This window comes from Pedobacter sp. ISL-64 (assembly GCF_018613605.1).
Classification (GTDB): domain Bacteria; phylum Bacteroidota; class Bacteroidia; order Sphingobacteriales; family Sphingobacteriaceae; genus Pedobacter.
Map to the genome: position 1 here is coordinate 63223 of NZ_JAGGPU010000016.1, position 18825 is coordinate 82047.

The following is an 18825-nucleotide window of genomic DNA, read 5'->3' on the forward strand; positions in this document are numbered from 1 at the left end:
AACAATGGCAAACTTCATTATTATAGGTTTATGCATTTTAGCCGGGATTCTTTTCAGAAAAAGCAAATCGCTCCCCAAAGATGCGCACAAAGGCATTAATGCCTGGATTATCTATATCGCACTACCCGCAGTTTCTTTTAAATATCTGCCACACATTACCTGGACTAAGGATCTATTCTTTCCTGTACTGGCACCAATTTGTGTCTGGCTATTTGGATGGTTATTTATTACCCTGTATAGCCGCATCCGGAATATTAATAAATCCACTGCTGGTGGGTTAAAACTAACCAGTTCTTTAAGTAATACTTCATTTGTAGGATTTCCTTTAATTGTAGCTTATTTTAGCGAAAAAGAACTAGCTGTCGCTATTATCTGCGATCAGGTTACCTTTATGCTTTTAGCTACCATTGGCGTTATTGTAGCCATCCGGTCCACGCAGAATCAAAAGTTAAGCCCGAAATTGGTATTGAAAAAAGTAATGACTTTCCCACCGCTTATTGGTTGCGTTTTAGCACTTACCCTCCCACATTTTATTAACCTTTCTTCACTAGATCCATTATTCGAGAAACTGGCTGGTACGGTTGGCCCGTTGGCATTGTTTTCAATAGGTTTGCAGCTAAAATTTGGCGGTTGGTTTAGTGAATTGAAACACATCAGCTTTGCTTTATTGTATAAACTGATTTTAGCGCCATTGGTAGTTTTAGTTATGGCACTTGTTTTAGGTATGAATGGAATGATTACCAAAATAACGATTTTCGAAATGGCTATGCCAACACTCGTAACCGCTGGTTTGGTAGCCGATCAGTATAACCTTAATCCGAAGCTTTCTAATTTGGTGGTTGGAATCGGAATTTTATTGTGTTTTATCACCACGGCTTTATGGTGGTTGGTGTTAACTTATTCAGGCCTGGTTTAAAATTATCTCGTTTTAACCGCAGAGTATGCAAAGAGAAGGCGCAGAGGGAATCTTATGCGCTTAAGTTCGATTAACATTTATTCGTAGAGACCAATTTTTAACACAATTTCTTGACACGATCGTCATGCTGAACTCGTTTCAGCATCTTTCTTGCTAGGATAGACCCTGAAATAAATTCAGGGTGACGACAATTAGGTTTTGCGAAAACCTTCGCCCCCCTTTGCGGTTAAACTCCAACAAAAAAGCCGCAAAATTTCTTCTGCGGCTCCTTTAATGATTTAGATTTAGTTACAAAGCTAATTTTTTAGAAATTGCAGATGGAATACCTGTTTTGTTTAATAAAATTGCCGTTGTTTTATATTTTACGTAGTTTTTGGTTACGTATAAATATCCTTTATAATCGTTACTTGCTCCCCAAGAGTTTTTAACGATATAATATTCTTTACCTGTTTGATCTTTGGCTAAACCGACAATGTGCATACCATGATCATCAGTAGTTTGGTAGTTGTCGAAAGCAAGCTGACGGTTCTCCTGCGTAATTTCCATCTCTGGCTGCGGACCGTTAAACATATCTGCTTTCTGTTTCACAGTCATATCAGCGAAAGGCGTTTGTGGAACAAAAGCCACACCGTTTTTCCAGCTGAAGTTTTTTTCGCTTACATCTGTAGCCCATGCAACGGTATAACCACCTTTTAAAGCGTTATCGATGATGTCTGTTAACTCGTTTACTTTAACGTTATAAACCTGATCGAAAGACCAGTTATCAGGCACTAATAAAGTAAATTTGCTATAGAAAGGGTGATCGTTGAACGATGAAAGTTCTACGTAGTTGTCGGCATTTAAACCTACCACTTCCTGAGCGAAAGTTTTTGGTGTGTATTTTTTGCCATTGTACGTAAAGTTTTCTGGTACTGTACCTAAATAAGCATCAATTACACCAGTATAAGCTTTTAACCAGTTTGGGGTTAACTCGCCATTTGCATTCTTTACAACAGCTTCTAAAACACCTTTTTCGATATCGCCAAGCTCTGCAGTTTTATTAATTTTAGTGCCATAATTTAATCCGGTGTATACCTCTTGCGGAACTGCACCGTATTTTCTGTACATGTTGATTACATCGTGCAAAGCACCACCATCGCCTAATGAAACCGCACCATGCATACGCACGTAATTTTTACCTTTTTCTACATAAGCGTTACGGGCCGAAAAAAGCTGAGATAACGTTACGGGCTGTTTACCAGCTTTAATCATTTCTGATTCTAAAAATGAGTTGGTAGAGTAGCTCCAGCAAGTTCCTGAAGATCCTTGATTCTGAACTGGTGTATTGGCCAGGTTAATCACTTCAGTAAATTTAAAAGAAGAAGCACTGTTTTCGCTTTGGTTGTTTTTTAAAGAATTAACGAGATTGTCTTGCGCATAAGTCGCCGATATAGATAACGACAAAGCCAAACCAATCACACTGATTTTTGTGTAGTTGATCATTTTTTTATGAATAATTAATAATTCAGCGAATGTAAAAATACTTGGTGATTTGGCGCCAGGAAATTTGTAATAAATCGATCATTTTATTGCAACAATGTTGAATTAACATTCTGGTAAACTGATTGGAATATTGGTTGCCAATCCTCCGTCAGATGTTTCTTTGTATTTGGCATTCATGTCGAGGGCGGTTTCCCACATGGTATTTACTACTGCATCCAAACTTACTTTTGCCTTATCAGGATTGCTTTGTAACGCTAACTGGCTGGCTGTAATGGCTTTAATAGCGCCCATGGTATTTCTTTCGATACAAGGGATCTGTACCAAACCGCCAATCGGATCGCAGGTTAAACCCAAATGATGTTCCATGGCAATTTCTGCTGCCATTAAAACCTGTCTTTGCGAGCCGCCTAAACACTCGGTTAGCGCTGCTGCAGCCATGGCCGAGGAAACGCCAATTTCGGCCTGACATCCGCCCATGGCGGCTGATATGGTTGCTCCTTTTTTGAAAATACTGCCTATCTCTGAAGCACAGGCAATAAACTGGATGATTTTTTCTTCGCTGTAACTATCGCAAAAGGTAATAAGATATTGTAATACGGCTGGAATTACGCCTGCGGCACCATTGGTAGGGGCAGTTACCACACGGCCAAAAGATGCATTTTCTTCATTAACAGCTAGCGCGAAACAGCTTACCCAATCTAAAGTATAATTAAAGCCGTTTCCACCTTTTCTAATGGCTTCTACCCAGCTATTATAATCTGAATATTCACTTTTACCAATTAATCGTTTATTTAGCGGAAATGCCCTGCGTGCCACATTTAAACCGCCGGGTAAAAACCCTGTGGTATGGCATCCGCGATAAATACAATCGCGCATCACCGCAAAATGCTGTAGAATGCCTTTTTTTGTCTCTGCTTCAGTACGCCAGGCCAGTTCGTTCTCCATTACGATTTCGCTCACCTTTAAACCGGTAGATAAACACCAGTGTAAAAGGTCTTTTGCTTTTTCTACAGGAAAGGGAAGGTCTACCTGTGGTTTCTTACTATTGTCTTCGCCTTCTTTTACCACAAAACCGCCACCAATAGAGTAATAGGTTTCTGAAAATGCTCTTCCCCCTTTTAAAAATGCCTGAAAAGTAACCGCATTTGGGTGAAAGGGCAAACTTTCGGCAAAAAGAAAAAGCAGGTCGTTATCGTAATCAAAATCAAGAATTAAATGATCAGCAAGATTTAATTTCTTATCTCTTTGGATGCGCTCGAAGGTTGGTGTAACGGCATCTACATCAAAAGTTACCGGATCAGCTCCTGTTAAACCGAGTAGAATAGCTACGTCAGTTCCATGGCCTTTACCTGTTTTGGCAAGCGAACCATAAAGCAATATTTTTATGCCCTCAATTTCATCAATCAAATTGTTTTGGGCAAGCGAAGCTGCAAACTGTTGTGCGGCCCGCCATGGGCCTAAGGTATGTGAACTGGATGGGCCGATGCCTATTTTAAAAATATCGAAAACTGAAATCTGTTCCTTGATCATTATGAATATAGTTACACAAAGCTATGATTGTTTTATGATTTTTGATGAATTAATTTTGACTGAGCATCAAAATGTTTTACCTTAGAAAGGTCTGATATACACGCTCTAAAAATGAACTTCAATAATAACTACCTCGAAATTAACTTGGATTACTGCCGGGCTAGTACCGGAAAAAGATTCGTTAATTATATTATCGATGTAATCGTATTTTATATCCTTGCATTCGGACTTGGAATAGTGATCGGTGTTTTAAAGCCAAGCCTTTTAGTGGGGGTAGATGACTTGTCACTGCGTTTAGTTTCGCTATTGTTTTATGGTATAGTGATGTTTGTGACCGAAGCAATGTCTAACGGAAGATCGATAGGTAAATTAGTTACCGGCACAAGGGCCGTAAACGAGGATGGTAGTGATATGTCTTTTCAAAAAATATTTGTCCGGAATATTGTAAGGGCTATCCCATTTAATGCGTTAAGCGCTTTAGGTACTCCTAGTAGCCCCTGGCACGATCGCTGGTCAGACACAATGGTGGTTGACGAGAAAAAACTGGCCTTACAAACCCAAAGGGTAGATCTGTTTGATTCGGTTAAAAATCAAACTCAATAATCTCATCATCTTTAAGCATGCGCTCCACAAATTTCTGATGATTTTTAGGCGTGCCTGTAGCAATCCAGTTTCCTGTGATAATATTATCTACCAGTTGGTGTTTCCCACGTTGGGGTTTAAGTTTACTTTCGCGGAAAACTTCTTCATAACTTTCTAAATCGCCATGGGTATGTTGTTTTTTAACAATGCGGTAAAGCCTTTTGGTAAAACGACGATCGCCAATTTCTTCTAAAAAAGGGAAAATAATCAACGCCAATAAAACCACAATGGTTACCCCTATAGCCTGTTCGTAATAACCTGATCCTACGGCCATTCCAATTGCAGCAACAATCCAGATGATACAAGCCGTGGTGAGTCCTTTAACGCGGTTTTCTTCCTTGAAAATTACCCCGGCGCCTAAAAATCCGATTCCAGTAACAATGTTAGAGGCAATGCGGTCTTGACTGGTTGGCCCGATTTTGATGGACAGAATGGTAAATAGGGTAGCACCCAAACCAATCATCATCATGGTTTTGAGTCCGGCAGATTTACTTCTGTATTCTCGTTCTGCTCCGATTATGCCACAAAGCAGGGTAGCCAATAGAAATTTATTGATTTCACTTTGTGTAATGAAATGGTTTTGGTCTATGATCTCGTTCATCGCCTTGAATTATCAAAGGCAAATTAATAAAAATCGTAACATCTTAAGCCATTTGACCTGCCACCATTCGAACTATTTGGAAAATATTTTTCATAACCCGCGCCAATTTCGGATGTTCCGCCGGTGTTGGTGTAGTTGATTTTAGAGGTTGTAGCATCATGGCTGATGCCTAACCTGAATTTTTCGCCGTTTGTTCTGCGGTTAAAAATATCGAAGATTACAGAAAAAACAATCGCATCATTTCCATTCGAATTGCCATCATTGCGGTACCATATACCTGCGTTTATACCCGCATATTTATATTGCATGCCCGCACTGAACGATTTTACATTGCCCTGTTTGTAGGCAACAATGGATGGGATGAGGTAATTCCCATCGCGATCGTACTCATCTGGCACCAAGGTTAACTTGTAACTTAAATTGCCTGAGATACGCGTCGGCAACTTAGCTTGAAAACCCGATAAGGATTCATCCGGACGGTTAAGGTGATGTAGTGCTAATCCCATCATGAATTTCCCCACGACCAGATTGGCACCTGCATTGGAGTCGAAATAATACCGACTATCTACACTTGGTCTTTCGGCGCCAGAAATACTACCAGGAATATACCCTGTATTGATATCGATCTGATCGCCAAAAACAAGTTTATCCCAGTTTAGCTTTTGGTTAGTAATGCCTCCCTGTAAGCCAAATGACAAGGCAAAATCGTCTCCGCCGATAATGTAGGAATAGCTTAGGGCAATATTGTTCTTTACCAGGTAAGCAGTACCCTCGCTGCTACGGTTAAAAATTAGGCCAATGCCGCTGTTTAATCTCCGTAGATTGAGGTCGCCAGAAGCACTCATGTACGAAAAATCACTGGCTAGACCCGTCCATTGGTTGCGGTATAAGGCATTAAACCTAATGTCGCCCTCAAACTGACCTGTTAAAGCGGGATTTAAGTAAATCGGCGCATTGTAAAACTGCGAATAAATGTGGTCCTGCGCCAACGAAACCATCGGCAGCAACCAAAATACAAATAATATTATCTCTCTCCTCCTCATCTTATTAAATATATTACACCCGTTTTCTTTGGAGGAGATGAATCGTAAGTCATTCCTTTCCAATCGCTGCCATTGATAAATTTTATATCTACTTTCCAGTAATAAACGCTTTGTGGTTGTTCTTGTCCCTTATAAGTGCCATCCCAGCCATCCAGTGGGGCCCCATCGTCAAGTTTGGTGGTTTCCCAAAGTAACTGCCCCCATTTGTTAAAAACAGACATTTGCCACTCTTTTATGCCGCGGCCTTTTGCTTTGAAGATTTTAATCTCGTTTTTCGCACTTGCGGGCATAAATGAATTGGGGATATTTAAGTAACCCGGTACACCAATAATCCGCACCGATTGGAAGGTGCTTGAAGAACAACCTTCTTTGTTCAGCACTTTCAGGGTTACATTATAAGTGCCTTCATTGGCATAGGTATGGTTTGGGTTTTGCAGGGTTGATCCCGATCCATCACCAAAAGTCCATTCCCAGCTTACGGCATCGGTACTGATATCCTTAAAGGCAAATGAATAGTTGGGAATGGATACTTCATTGCCAGGACTAACAGTGAATGTAGCGATTGGTGGGGCAACAACATGGATAAAATCAGCTATGGTAGTGCTGTTTGTACAGCCTAGTGCATTGGTTGCTGTTAAGGTAACGGTATAATTTTTCCCCTGGTCATTAAAAGTATGCGTAGGCTCTATAGCGTTGGATATTGGAGAACCATCTCCAAAATCCCAAACATAACCAATAGCACCTGTACTGGTGTTTTTAAACTTTACGGTAACACCATCACAGCCACTTGTCTTATCTGATGTGAAACTCACAGAAGGTTGTGGCAAAACTTCAACAGTTTCGATTGTTGAAGCATTAGAACAGTTGTTTGATGCGTATAAGGTAATGGTATATTTTCCAGGTTGGGTAAATGTATGTGATATGGTTTCGGGTGCAGTATGGGTTACTGTAGTGCTTCCATCGCCAAAATCGTAAACAAAAGTGCTGGCACCTTTGGTATTGTTAAAGAAATCGACTTTTAAAGGTGCACAACCTTTAAGTTGGTTGCTGTTTACTACCAATTCTGGCGTAATGTCATTAGGCGAAACGTGGATAGAATATTGAGACTCATTGCTTCCACATTCATTGGTTGCGGTCATTTTTACAATGTAATCTCTCACAGCCAAAGTGGTATAAGTATGGCTTACACTATTTTTATCTGTAACGGTTAAAGGTGCTGAACCATCACCAAAATCGTAGGTATAGCTGGTATAATTTCCAGGGGAAGTATTGCTAAAGGTAACAGGGAGAGGGGAGCAGCCTGTTGTTTTATCAGGAGAAAAAACGGAAACCGGCTTTGCTTTTACTAATACGGTTGAGGTTTGCGTGGTGGTGCCGCAGGCGGTAGTTGCCTTTAAAGTAACGTTATAAGTAAGATCTTTTCCTGTTGGGTCTGGCTGGTAGGTAACCGCTGGCGGCTGAGCCAAATTTGAAGTGGTGCCGTTTCCGAAATCCCAGTTAAAGGTAGCTGCTGTTAGTGAATTGGAAGTATTGCTAAAAACAACGTTTAAAGGTCCGCAGTCGGATGTTGCATTTTGTGTATAGGTGGCGGTTACATTTTGTATTGTGCTAAAAGCATGACTGGTTTCATCGTTATCACAGCCCAGGCTGCTAGTTACGACCAATTTGATAATAACACTTTCGTTATCTGTTGCAATGGTATAGCCAGGAAAGGGAATTCCTGTACCAATCTGTACGCCATTAGCAAACCAGGTGTAAGTATTGTTGCGGTCTGTATAAGGCGTAGCCGATATATTGGTGGCTGTTAAAACAAAGGGCGAACAAGCTTTATCTGTATTAAAAACTAATTCTGCCTTAGCATGTGGATTAACCGTTATCTTAATCTGGTTGCTTAAATTCTTACTGCAAGGGCCGCTGGCTACCGACCGACGGTAATAAATGCTTACGGTTGGTACTGGAGGTGTAAAGCTTACACTGTTTGCGCCCAATACATCGCTCCAGGCTGTTCCATTTAAACTCGATTGCCATTGGTACAGGTAAGTTCCGCTGCCACCACTCGGTGTAGTACCCGTTAAAGCCGCTGCAGGTGCACCGATACAGATGTTTTGATCGGCAGAAATGGTATTGTTGGTTAGGCCTGGTAAAACGATAATCTGTAGCGAATTACTAATTGAAGTACAGATGGTGCTGTTCACTAATCTTCTGAAATAAGTTGAGGAGCTTACAATTAGGCTTAAGTCTTTGTTGATGGCCGAAGGAATATTGCTCCAGGTATTTCCATCGGTACTGCTCTGCCATTGGTAGGCAAATATTCCCGTCCCGCCAGTAGGCGTATCGCCCGTAATGCCGATGCTTTGGCCTGCACAAACTGGTGCTGATGATGCAATAATATTATTAGTAACAGGTGAGTAATAAGTAACCGTTACATCATCTACGGATGGGGGGCAGCCGTTAAAACCAGAAATGGTCCACCTGAAAGTATAAGTCTGGCCTGGTACCAAACCAGTAACCGTGGTGTTGTACAGTGTAGGGTCGGTTATGGTAATGCCAGTTTGTGCTGATGTTAAAGTCCAAGTACCGCTGTTGGGTGAAGGATTGTTCCCATTTAAGGTAATGCCATTTCCACTGCACAAGTTTTGATCTGCGCCTGCATTTGCCGCAACGGTACCAGGATTTACTGTGATGGTAGTTGAGGTTGATATGGCTTCTGCACAGCTACCACTTTGTACTATTGCACGGTACTGTGTGCTTATAGTGAGGTTAGAAAACACATAGGGATTTGTTGTTGATGTAACGGTAGACCAGTTAACCCCGTTATCAATAGATCTTTCCCAACGGATAATATTTCCAACCTGTCCTGTTAAATTGATGTTTCCGTTATTTGCACCCGCACATACATTTACGTCGCCTGTGCTTGTACCACCAACACTGAGCGGGTTAACAGTGAGCTGAACATCATCACTGGATGTAGAACAGTTGGTGTCGCTTATCGTCCATCTAAGGGTATAAGTATTTCCTGCCTGTAAACCATTAATTGTTGTATTGCCTTGAGTATCATCAGCAAAAGTTACGGCTGTTGGCGCAGTAACGATTGTCCATTTGCCTGTGCCAACTATTGGTGTATTTCCTTTTAAGGTGTAAGTGCTGGCATTGCAGATCGCTTCATCCGGGCCGGCATTTGGCAGTGTTGCGCTTGGCAAAACCATAATGGTAATACTGGCGGGGGTACCTGGGCAGCCATTTGTAGATACAGGCGTAATGGTGTAAGTTACCGTAGCAGGGGTGGTGCCTGAATTGGTTAAAATATCGTTGATCTGCATCCCTGCTGATGCCACTGCTCTATTGCTATTTCCGGTTATTGCCCCGGTTATCGCACTGGTATAGGTATAATTTATGCCAGTTAGATTTGCTGATAGCGTAATGGCTGATGAGGTGGCATTACAAATTGTTGGATTCGGTGCCGTTGCTGTTGCAATGGGATTGGGCTTAACCACAATAAGTAATAAGAATGGTGTTCCATCGCAACCCTCTAAATGAGGTGTTATGGTATAGGTAACATTTGCATCTGCATTAAGATCAGCATTGGTGAGTACATCATTAATATCCCCGGTTCCAGTTGTTGTGTAGCCAGAGGCAGATGCTGTTCCTGTAGCCGTCCAGGTATAAGTAACGCCTGTTGCCGCAGAAGTTGGTGTGTAGGTCTCGCTATTGCCCGTGCAAATGGTTTTAGTTGCTGCACTCGTTAAGCTGATGTTGGGTTTTATTTTTAAAATAATATCATCATCGATCTGGTTACAAGGTGCCGCCAATGCCGTTGTTACCCTTAATTTTAAAGTAACTATACCCGCTGTTTTCTCTGCTGCGGTCGGGATGTATGTTGCATTTAAATCGTTTCTGCTCGGTGTAAAGGTTCCCGATCCACCAATCCAGCTTTGCGTGGTAGTAGCGCCTGTTATGGTACCGCTTAGGGTAAAGCCGGGATCATTATAGCAGATACTTTGGTCTAACCCAGCATTTACAACAGGAGCTGTACTAAAGGTTACTTTTTGAGTGCTGGTTACGGTACCACAGTTATTTTTATGTGTAACAGAGATCGTATAAGTATCGTAATTATCAAACTTAATCGATGGGTATTTGGTATTGGCAGTTGTACCTCCGGTAAAGCTGTAAGTGCCCGATCCTGATGGTGTAACCGTCCAGGTGTAGGTATCGGGTAAATCTTGGGTGGTGCCCGTAATTGAGGTTTTGGTTGGCCCTGTTGTGGTATTGTTAAAATCGTAAGTAGCGAGGTTACACAGCGTGATATCAGGCGAAAGTGTAGCTGTCGGGCTTTCATTTACCACAACAGTTTGCGGCAGACTGGTAATCACACCGCAAGATGGCGTAGTAATGTTTAAGGTGATGGTATAAGTGCCCGGATTAATAAAGTTGAATACTGGTTCTTTACTTGTTGCGTCTGTACCTCCTGTAAAACCAACTGCTGGAGAAACCGACCAAAAGTAATTATTGGCGGCTTCGCATATATTATCCAAAACTGAAAGATCAGACGCTTTTAACGTTGTTCCGGCACAGGTTGTATTGGATAGTAAACTAAAGGCAGGCTTGGGTGGATCTTGAATACAAATGGTCATTTCTACAGGATCGGCATCACACTCACCAGTAATATTTTTAGATTCTAATCTGATGATATGCGCTCCGTGTGTTGGAAAACTGTAAACTAAATTAAATGATTTTGGTTTATCAGCCGCTTTAATCACGCCATCAACATACCAGTTATAGGTTACATTATTTGGGGTACAGGCTGGTGTATTGGTATTCGGATTTTCGCCCAAAAGGGAGGTATTAACAAATGTGATATTGGCATTTGTACAGCCCGGTGTATTAAAGGTAAATGAGTTTATCGGTTTTACCACTACCTTGGCCGAAGAAGAAACAGGTGTCCCCATTGTAGAACAGAAAGCATTTGATACCCTAATGGATACATCAAAAGCGTTGTAAATTGTGCCAGCACTGGATGTAGAAACACTTCCGCAAGATGATTTGGTGTAAGGGTGCGTTACCTTGCCGCCATTGGCAATAATTTCGCAAAGGGTGTGGGTCGTTGTAGCCTGGTCACCCCATGTGATAGTATAAATATCTCCGGGGAAATTATTTTGTATGCCCGAAGTTGAAGTAACATCAACATTAAAGGTAAAATCAGCAGATGGTAAACATAACACCGTATTTCCGGTGTTAGCAAAAGCTGTTATCGCTTTGTTGTTGATCAGCAGATAGGCTTTTGTAGCCACAGCGCCATTTGGCATCACCGCTTTGGTGTAAATGGTGTAATGTGCTTGTTGGGCAGTAAAGGTCTGTATTGCCGTAGGAAAAGAGATTGGCGGCAAGTTTCCGCCGCTTACTTCATCGGTAATGGTTGCGGTAACGGTACTGTTTGCTGTAGATTCATTTGTGAGGGAGAAAGAATTATTGGCTCTACTGATACAGGTACCAAAGGTTTCGTCGTTTGCTGCATTTAACAAAGTTGAACTTAGCTTGGCCTCAACCGCTGCTCCTGCCTTTACTTCAAATGTCGACGAGGCCGCGCTTATGGATGCCGGATTGGTTGATTTTACCCTTACCCTGTATCCTGTGCCCGGTGTAATGCCTGTAGGGAGTAATCCGTTTATGTAAGTGCTATAAAAGCCAGCATAAGTGCCGATAAGTGTTTCAGTACCAAAATTTCCATTTTGATCTGATAAGTACAGTTGAAATTGATTAGCCTGGGATATGCAGCTGGTAGGTACAGTAAAAGGAACCGCAATCGTACTGCCAGGTGTAAACGGTCCAGGATCTACTGTGCCAATATTAACTTGGGCAAAACTTGTTGACGTACACAAAAATGCCCCAAAAAATAGGACAAGAAAAAGCCATTTCCTTTTACAACGAATCTTCATAAATCTCTAACACTAAGGAATGATTTTATTGCGTTCCGGAAGCTTTGTTAGTGAACCTTGCTTTAATCCAATCTCAGAAATGAGTACTGGGCCTAAGACGCGTCAATAAATATTCGTTGCAAAGAACGTGGTTTTTGTACTACGCTTATAAAACTTTACACCAACATCAACTAAATGAATGGGTTATAGAATCGATAAAGCTTCGTTTTTGCTGTAATAAGGCATAAAAAAACCCCCAAGGTCTTATACCTTGAGGGTGTATTTTTACACGAAATAATTTCGCTATAGAATGGTATTACATCATACCACCCATGCCACCGCCGCCCATTGGAGGCATTGGAGCACCACCTTCTTCAGGTTCGTCTGCTAAAACAACTTCAGTAGTTAATAACATCGCTGCAATAGACGCTGCATTTTCTAACGCTACACGGCTTACTTTAGTTGGATCGATAACACCAGCACCAATTAAGTTTTCGTAAACATCAGTACGTGCATTGTAACCGAAATCAGCCTTACCTTCTTTAACTTTTTGAACTACGATAGAACCTTCAATACCTGCGTTTTCGCAAATCTGACGTAATGGCTCTTCGATAGCACGACGGATGATCTGGATACCAGTGTTTTCATCTTCATTAGCACCTTTTAAGTTAGCTAAAGCTTCTACTGCACGGATGAAAGCAACACCACCACCAGCAACAATACCTTCTTCTACAGCCGCACGGGTTGCATGTAAAGCATCATCAACACGGTCTTTTTTCTCTTTCATTTCAATCTCACTAGCAGCACCTACGTAAAGAACTGCAACACCGCCAGCTAATTTAGCCAAACGCTCTTGTAATTTTTCTTTATCGTAATCAGATGTAGTCGTTTCGATCTGAGATTTAATTTGGCTAACACGTGATTTAATATCATCTGAGTTACCAGCACCGTTAATTACGGTTGTATTGTCTTTATCAACAACAACTTTCTCAGCAGAACCTAAATAAGTTAAATCAGCATTTTCTAATTTGTAACCTCTTTCTTCTGATACCACAATACCACCTGTTAAGATCGCGATGTCTTCTAACATTGCTTTTCTTCTATCACCAAAACCTGGAGCTTTAACAGCAACAACTTTTAACGAACCGCGGATTTTGTTAACTACCAATGTTGCTAAAGCTTCGCCATCTAAATCTTCAGAAATGATAACCAATGGTTTGCCAGTTTGAACAGTTTTTTCTAAAACCGGTAACAATTCTTTCATGTTACTGATTTTTTTGTCGTAGATTAAAATGTAAGGATTTTCTAATTCAGCTTCCATTTTATCCGCATTGGTAACAAAGTATGGAGATAAATAACCTCTGTCAAATTGCATACCTTCAACTGTTTTAACTTCAGTTTCGGTACCTTTTGCTTCTTCAACCGTAATTACACCATCTTTACCAACTTTGCTCATTGCCTCAGCAATTAACGAACCGATAACTTCGTCGTTGTTAGCCGAGATAGAGGCAACCTGTTTAATTTTATTGTTATCATCACCAACCGCTTGTGATTGAGATTTTAAGTTTTCTACAACAGCAGCAACCGCTTTGTCAATGCCACGTTTTAAATCCATTGGGTTTGCACCAGCAGCAACGTTTTTAATACCTGTAGTAATAATTGCCTGAGCCAATACAGTTGCAGTAGTAGTACCATCACCAGCAATATCAGCTGTTTTTGAAGCTACTTCTTTAACCATTTGAGCACCCATGTTCTCAACGGCATCTTTCAATTCGATTTCTTTTGCAACGGTAACACCATCTTTAGTGATTGCTGGTGAACCGAATTTTTTATCGATAATTACGTTACGTCCTTTTGGACCTAATGTTACTTTCACTGCATTTGCAAGAATATCAACACCTCTTTTCAGGGCATCACGAGCTTCTACGTTATATTTTACTTGTTTTGACATTGTTTTTTAAATTTTGAATGATTGTATGAGAGTATGTTTGAGTTTCCCTCATTTAATATTTATTTCTTTGATTTATGCTGAATTCACTCATTGAAACACTGAGTCATTCAATCATTAATTATTACCCAACAACAGCGTAAATATCAGTTTCGCGCATAATTAAGTAATCTTTACCTTCGTAAGGGAATTCGGTACCACCGTATTTACCATAAATTACAACATCGCCAACTTTTACACTCGCTTTTTTACCTTCAGCATCTTCTTCAGAAACAGAAACTACAGTTCCTTTAGATGGTTTCTCTTTTGCGGTATCAGGGATATACAAACCTGATGCAGTTTTCTCTTCTGCCGCAGCCGGTTCAACTATTACTCTGTTCGAACTGCCAGCAATTGGTTTAAGGTTTAACGCCATAACTTTTATTATTTTTTATTTTGATTTGAGTTTTTAACTAAGCTTACAATTAACACTTTTTATGCCAAGAGGTTTAGCGGGACAAATTTTCACCAAACTGTCAAACTTTTCACACTAATTGAGAATGTGGGTGTCAGCATGGCAGTAAGTTTTAATTTTTTTAGCCAAAATATAATATTTAATTCTTAAGTTTTCCCAAGGGATGAACATCTTTCCTGCAACATAGCCCCTGATCCCGAAGCTTCAGGATCAGGGTGACGGCTCGGACTTAACCTGTATGCTATTAGAGTTGTCAACTGTTGTTAGCTAAATTGGAACTTTCTCTGTTAAATATTTCCAATACCTTTTGGGTACATGCTGTAAATGTAGTTTGGTGTTTTTCCTGGCTACAATATTGGCGCTTTTAAAATAATCTTTCCAAAGGGTGGCATATAATGCCTCACTTTCGTCCATTAAAACTGGCGCAAGATTTTGCTTATCTGCACCGTTGCTAAAGCTGATCGTAATTTCTTCAACGCGTGTTAAATTATAATGTAAGCCATATTTACGCTTTAAATCGTAAATTACCCAAGGCTGATCGGCATAACGGTTTTTAAAATGATTGGATATTAACGGAAGCACATTAAAATCAGGATCTATATTGGCATAAAATATCCCATCACCAGTTTTTTGAAAACGGATAAATGCTTCCATTCTGTGTTTTTCCCTTTCTACGCTTTTGGCATATTTAGCCAGTGCAATTACATGCGGATTGCCATAATTACTTTCTGCACCCAATTGATTTTGAAAAATGTATACGGTAAACTGAAAGAGGTGATTGTAGGCTTCGGGCAGTTCTGATAAATAGGTGCAATAGTATTTGCGCTGCCAATCCTTTTTGAGTTTCTTTTGCAGCCCTGCCCAAACCCGATCTGCTTTTTCTGCATTGGTGTTAACTGTAAAACTTTCTGCAAAAGCTTCAGGCTGAAAAATTGAAGTAGATTTTAGTACAACTTTTCCCGGCTTACGCTCAAACCATTCGAAAACAGCGGTTAATAAACCTTGAAAAGTGCCATCGAAAATGTAGGTCATATGATTTTTTTAGGTTGGTCGTTGTCTCGACTGAAGCGTAGTCCCGAACTTTCGGGAGAGAGATCTATAATAGTTTTCTCGACTTCGTTGCACTCCGCTCGAAATGATGACCTTAGAGTTTTTAAAACAAAATCATCTGGTTGCTATCTGTTTTTAAATATTTGCTCTGGCTTTCGGCCAAAATAAAAGCTTTAATCTGTGTGCCCTGATAATCTTTCAGCTGATAGGGGCTATCCAAACAAATAATAAAGTGTTTGGCCCGGTTAAAAGCTACGCCGATTTTTTTCAACTGGTCAATCCTGAGTTTTCCGAACTTTCTGGCCTGCACAATTTTTTGGGCCGACATTACGCCGATACCTGGTATCCGGAGAATCATTTTATAGTCAGCTGTATTAATATCGACAGGGAAATGCTGCATATTTCTAATCGCCCAGCTTAATTTTGGATCGATATCAATATCAAGGTTCGGGTTGGCATCGTTTAAAATTTCCTGCACTTTAAAGCCATAAAACCGCATTAACCAATCGGTTTGATACAACCTGTTTTCTCTCAGCAATGGTGGCTGTGTACCAAGTACAGGCATCCTGGTGTCGTTGCTAATGGGTACATAACCCGAATAATAAACTCTTTTCAGCGAAAAGTTTTTGTAAAAGGTATTCGCGGTGTACATAATATCTTTGTCGCTCTCGGGTGTGGCGCCAATAACCATCTGTGTGCTTTGTCCCGCAGGTACAAATGTTGGTACATGTTTGATCAGTTTTTTATCGGCAGTAAACTGGTTAATCTGCTGTTGCACAAAAGCTAAAGGTTTAATTACTTCCTCGTGGTTTTTCTCGGGAGCCAAAAGCTTCAAGCCAGCTTCAGTTGGCATTTCTAAATTAATACTCATCCGATCAGCATATAAGCCAGCTTCCTTAATCAGTTCATCGCTGGCGCCTGGAATGGTTTTTAAATGGATATAGCCGTTGTAGTTCTGTTCCAAGCGGAGTTTTTTAACCACTAGCAACAGCCGTTCCATGGTAAAATTGGCATTTTTGAAAATCCCCGAGCTTAAAAACAGGCCTTCAATATAGTTGCGGCGATAAAAATTCATGGTCAGTTCTACCACTTCATCTACGGTAAAGGCTGCACGTTTTACATCGTTGCTTTTCCGCGAAACGCAGAATAAACAATCGTAGATGCAATGATTAGTCAGGAGGATTTTTAAAAGCGAAACACATCGGCCATCTTCAGTGTAGGTATGGCAAATGCCGGATGTATGGCTATCGCCAAGGCCTTTATTGGTGTTTTTTCTCGTGCCGCCGCTTGATGAACAAGAAACATCATATTTAGCGGCGTCAGCAAGAATATTTAATTTTTCACGGATTCGATCAAACATAGGGATATATTTGCTAACAAAGATAGTTTAATAACTAAAAATATTAGCAAAATAGATTTGTCTAACCTATTCTATTTTGGAATAATAATGTTAACTAAAAACTGTTCGAAGGGTTAAGCTTTCTGCTTATTGGCAGTTGATGTGCAATATTATAACTTTCCTGATAGTATTGCAGTTCAGAAAAGAAGCGGTCGGCCTCTACTTCGTGGTTTTTAAGTGGACTAAAGTTGGCCACGAAATCCGGGTCTTTAAATGCAATTTGATAAAAGTAACCTCCATTGTGGTTATCGAACATTTCGGTTACACTGGTTACATTTTCCCATCCAGAAAAAAACTCGGTTCTCCGGTATAAGAAAGAAGTACTTTTTAATTTAAAACTTATACCTTTTTCACTGATTAAAATTTTACTACGTACAAAAATTTGCGTTTTGGTAATCCATAATAAAAGAAGTGCCATTAGAATAATTGATAGCGAAACAAATATCAAAGTGGACGTTTCGGAAAGCGATGAAGGTAAACTAAAAAGAGAATACAGCATTAAGGAAATGACGAACACAGGAATGCCAACCATCGCGATTAACAAAACACTATTTTTATGGTATTTTAGTTTATAAGGATGCATGAGGATTAATTTTTGTAAAGTTAAGCCCTAATGCATGGTTTCGGAATACTTACTATTAGGTATTTTTATGGCTTATTGCTGGTTATTTACCATCCCACTCTTTATAAAAGTGCTCCAGGTATAGAAGCATAAAATTGTGTCTTTCTATGGCTATTGCTTTCCCTGCTTCAGTATTCATCATGTCTTTCAACAACAGCAGTTTTTCGTAAAAATGGTTAATGGTAGGCGCGGTGGTATTTTTATAACTTTCTTTAGTGAGGTGTTCTTCGGGTAAAATAGCCGGATCGTAAAGTACCCTGTTTTTGAATCCGCCATAAGTAAATGCTCTTGCAATACCAATGGCTCCGATGGCGTCTAAACGATCTGCATCCTGTACAATTTGCATTTCTTTTGAGGTGAAACCTGTGCCATCAAAACTATTTTTGAACGACATGTTCTGGATAATCAGTTTAACATGGGCAATAACCTCAGCATCAACAGCTATCGATGCTAAAAATGAAGCAGCCATGTTCGGTCCCAGTTCTTCATCACCATTATTAAATTTAGGATCAGCAATATCATGCAACAATGCGGCAAAGGCGACTACAAGTTCGTCGCCATTTTCTTGTTGATTAATGGTCTGAGCGGTTTTAAAAACACGCTCAATATGGAACCAATCGTGCCCTGCCTCGGCATTGGCTAGTGTTTTCTGAACAAAATCGATAGTTTTTTGAATGGTAGCCTGCATCGTTCTAAATTTGTTCCAAAGGTATTGGAATTATTTGCAGGGTAAAAGAAATGATATCAACAGCGCCTGGGTATTAACTCGCGGCTGCTGTCCGGTTCTCATCATCGGCAATAATTTTAATTAAATCATTGTGGTTAAGGGTTAATAAATGAGATACTTCAACCTCCAAAATTGCTGCAATTTGGAACAAACGATCGATCGTTAATTTACTATAACCGAGCTCAATTTTGCTATAGGCATTTTGAGATATTTTCAATTTCGCCGCCAGATAATCCTGAGTATAGTCTCTGTATTCTCTAATTTTTCTAATATTGCCGGCAACGTTCTTTGTCTTTAAAGCCAATACATCTTCCATAAAAAGGGGATAAATTTTTTTTAATGTTTATTTCATTATGTACGAAACTTTAACCGCAACAGTTTTTAAAAGTATTAATTTTAGCACTATTGGGAATTACGCGAAACGGATTAATGAACTAATTGTTACAACAAAAAAATAACCTAAATGTTTAAGTGTTTTGTTTTTAGTTGATAATCAGGT

Annotated in this window: 14 protein-coding genes; 2 read left to right on the forward strand and 12 right to left on the reverse strand. The window is 40.1% G+C overall.

Annotation, left to right across the window (positions count from 1 at the left end; all coding sequences use genetic code 11):
* Window positions 1–4: 4 nt before the first annotated feature.
* Window positions 5–916, forward strand: coding sequence for an AEC family transporter (locus J7E57_RS18840; RefSeq protein WP_215124708.1), 912 nt, complete (start codon window positions 5–7; stop codon window positions 914–916).
* 288 nt (window positions 917–1204) lie between these two features.
* On the opposite strand, the gene J7E57_RS18845 is transcribed toward J7E57_RS18840, so the two are convergent.
* Together J7E57_RS18845 and J7E57_RS18850 are read right to left on the reverse strand one after the other, a co-directional pair.
* Window positions 1205–2398: an aminopeptidase C gene (locus J7E57_RS18845; RefSeq protein WP_215124707.1), complete on the reverse strand. Its 1194-nt coding sequence runs from the start codon at window positions 2396–2398 to the stop codon at window positions 1205–1207.
* 102 nt (window positions 2399–2500) lie between these two features.
* The gene (locus J7E57_RS18850) at window positions 2501–3928 is read right to left on the reverse strand and encodes an L-serine ammonia-lyase (RefSeq protein WP_215124706.1); all 1428 of its coding nucleotides are present in this window, start codon (window positions 3926–3928) and stop codon (window positions 2501–2503) included.
* A gap of 111 nt (window positions 3929–4039) precedes the next feature.
* On the opposite strand from J7E57_RS18850, the gene J7E57_RS18855 reads away from it, so the two are divergent.
* Entirely contained in the window at window positions 4040–4531 is a 492-nt protein-coding gene (locus J7E57_RS18855) for an RDD family protein (protein ID WP_215124705.1), read from the forward strand.
* Here J7E57_RS18855 and J7E57_RS18860 read toward each other — a convergent pair.
* From J7E57_RS18860 to J7E57_RS18905, 10 genes are all read right to left on the reverse strand, one after another.
* Window positions 4512–5171 carry an MgtC/SapB family protein gene (locus J7E57_RS18860; RefSeq protein WP_215124704.1) on the reverse strand — a complete coding sequence of 220 codons (660 nt, stop codon included), beginning with the start codon at window positions 5169–5171 and terminating at the stop codon, window positions 4512–4514. The genes J7E57_RS18855 and J7E57_RS18860 overlap by 20 nt on opposite strands.
* A 23-nt stretch (window positions 5172–5194) precedes the next feature.
* Entirely contained in the window at window positions 5195–6214 is a 1020-nt protein-coding gene (locus tag J7E57_RS18865) for a PorP/SprF family type IX secretion system membrane protein (protein WP_215124703.1), read from the reverse strand.
* Window positions 6211–12090, reverse strand: a complete 5880-nt coding sequence (locus J7E57_RS18870; RefSeq protein WP_251029973.1) for a PKD domain-containing protein — start codon at window positions 12088–12090, stop codon at window positions 6211–6213. Before J7E57_RS18870 ends, J7E57_RS18865 begins: the two co-directional genes overlap by 4 nt.
* 352 nt (window positions 12091–12442) lie before the next feature.
* Window positions 12443–14077 (reverse strand): chaperonin GroEL, encoded by a 1635-nt coding sequence (gene groL, locus J7E57_RS18875; RefSeq protein ID WP_131528716.1) that lies wholly within the window; start codon window positions 14075–14077, stop codon window positions 12443–12445.
* A gap of 121 nt (window positions 14078–14198) precedes the next feature.
* Window positions 14199–14489 (reverse strand): co-chaperone GroES, encoded by a 291-nt coding sequence (groES, locus tag J7E57_RS18880; protein ID WP_010599229.1) that lies wholly within the window; start codon window positions 14487–14489, stop codon window positions 14199–14201.
* A gap of 306 nt (window positions 14490–14795) precedes the next feature.
* Window positions 14796–15560, reverse strand: coding sequence for a TIGR03915 family putative DNA repair protein (locus J7E57_RS18885; protein ID WP_215124701.1), 765 nt, complete (start codon window positions 15558–15560; stop codon window positions 14796–14798).
* A 121-nt stretch (window positions 15561–15681) separates the two neighbouring features.
* Window positions 15682–16938, reverse strand: a complete 1257-nt coding sequence (locus J7E57_RS18890; protein ID WP_215124700.1) for a putative DNA modification/repair radical SAM protein — start codon at window positions 16936–16938, stop codon at window positions 15682–15684.
* 94 nt (window positions 16939–17032) lie between these two features.
* A complete protein-coding gene (locus J7E57_RS18895; protein ID WP_215124699.1) occupies window positions 17033–17560 on the reverse strand; it encodes a hypothetical protein in 528 nt (175 codons plus the stop codon).
* Window positions 17561–17642: 82 nt separating this feature from the next.
* The gene (locus J7E57_RS18900) at window positions 17643–18287 is read right to left on the reverse strand and encodes an HD domain-containing protein (RefSeq protein ID WP_215124698.1); all 645 of its coding nucleotides are present in this window, start codon (window positions 18285–18287) and stop codon (window positions 17643–17645) included.
* 73 nt (window positions 18288–18360) lie between these two features.
* Window positions 18361–18642: a helix-turn-helix domain-containing protein gene (locus J7E57_RS18905; RefSeq protein WP_029274217.1), complete on the reverse strand. Its 282-nt coding sequence runs from the start codon at window positions 18640–18642 to the stop codon at window positions 18361–18363.
* Window positions 18643–18825 lie beyond the last annotated feature (183 nt).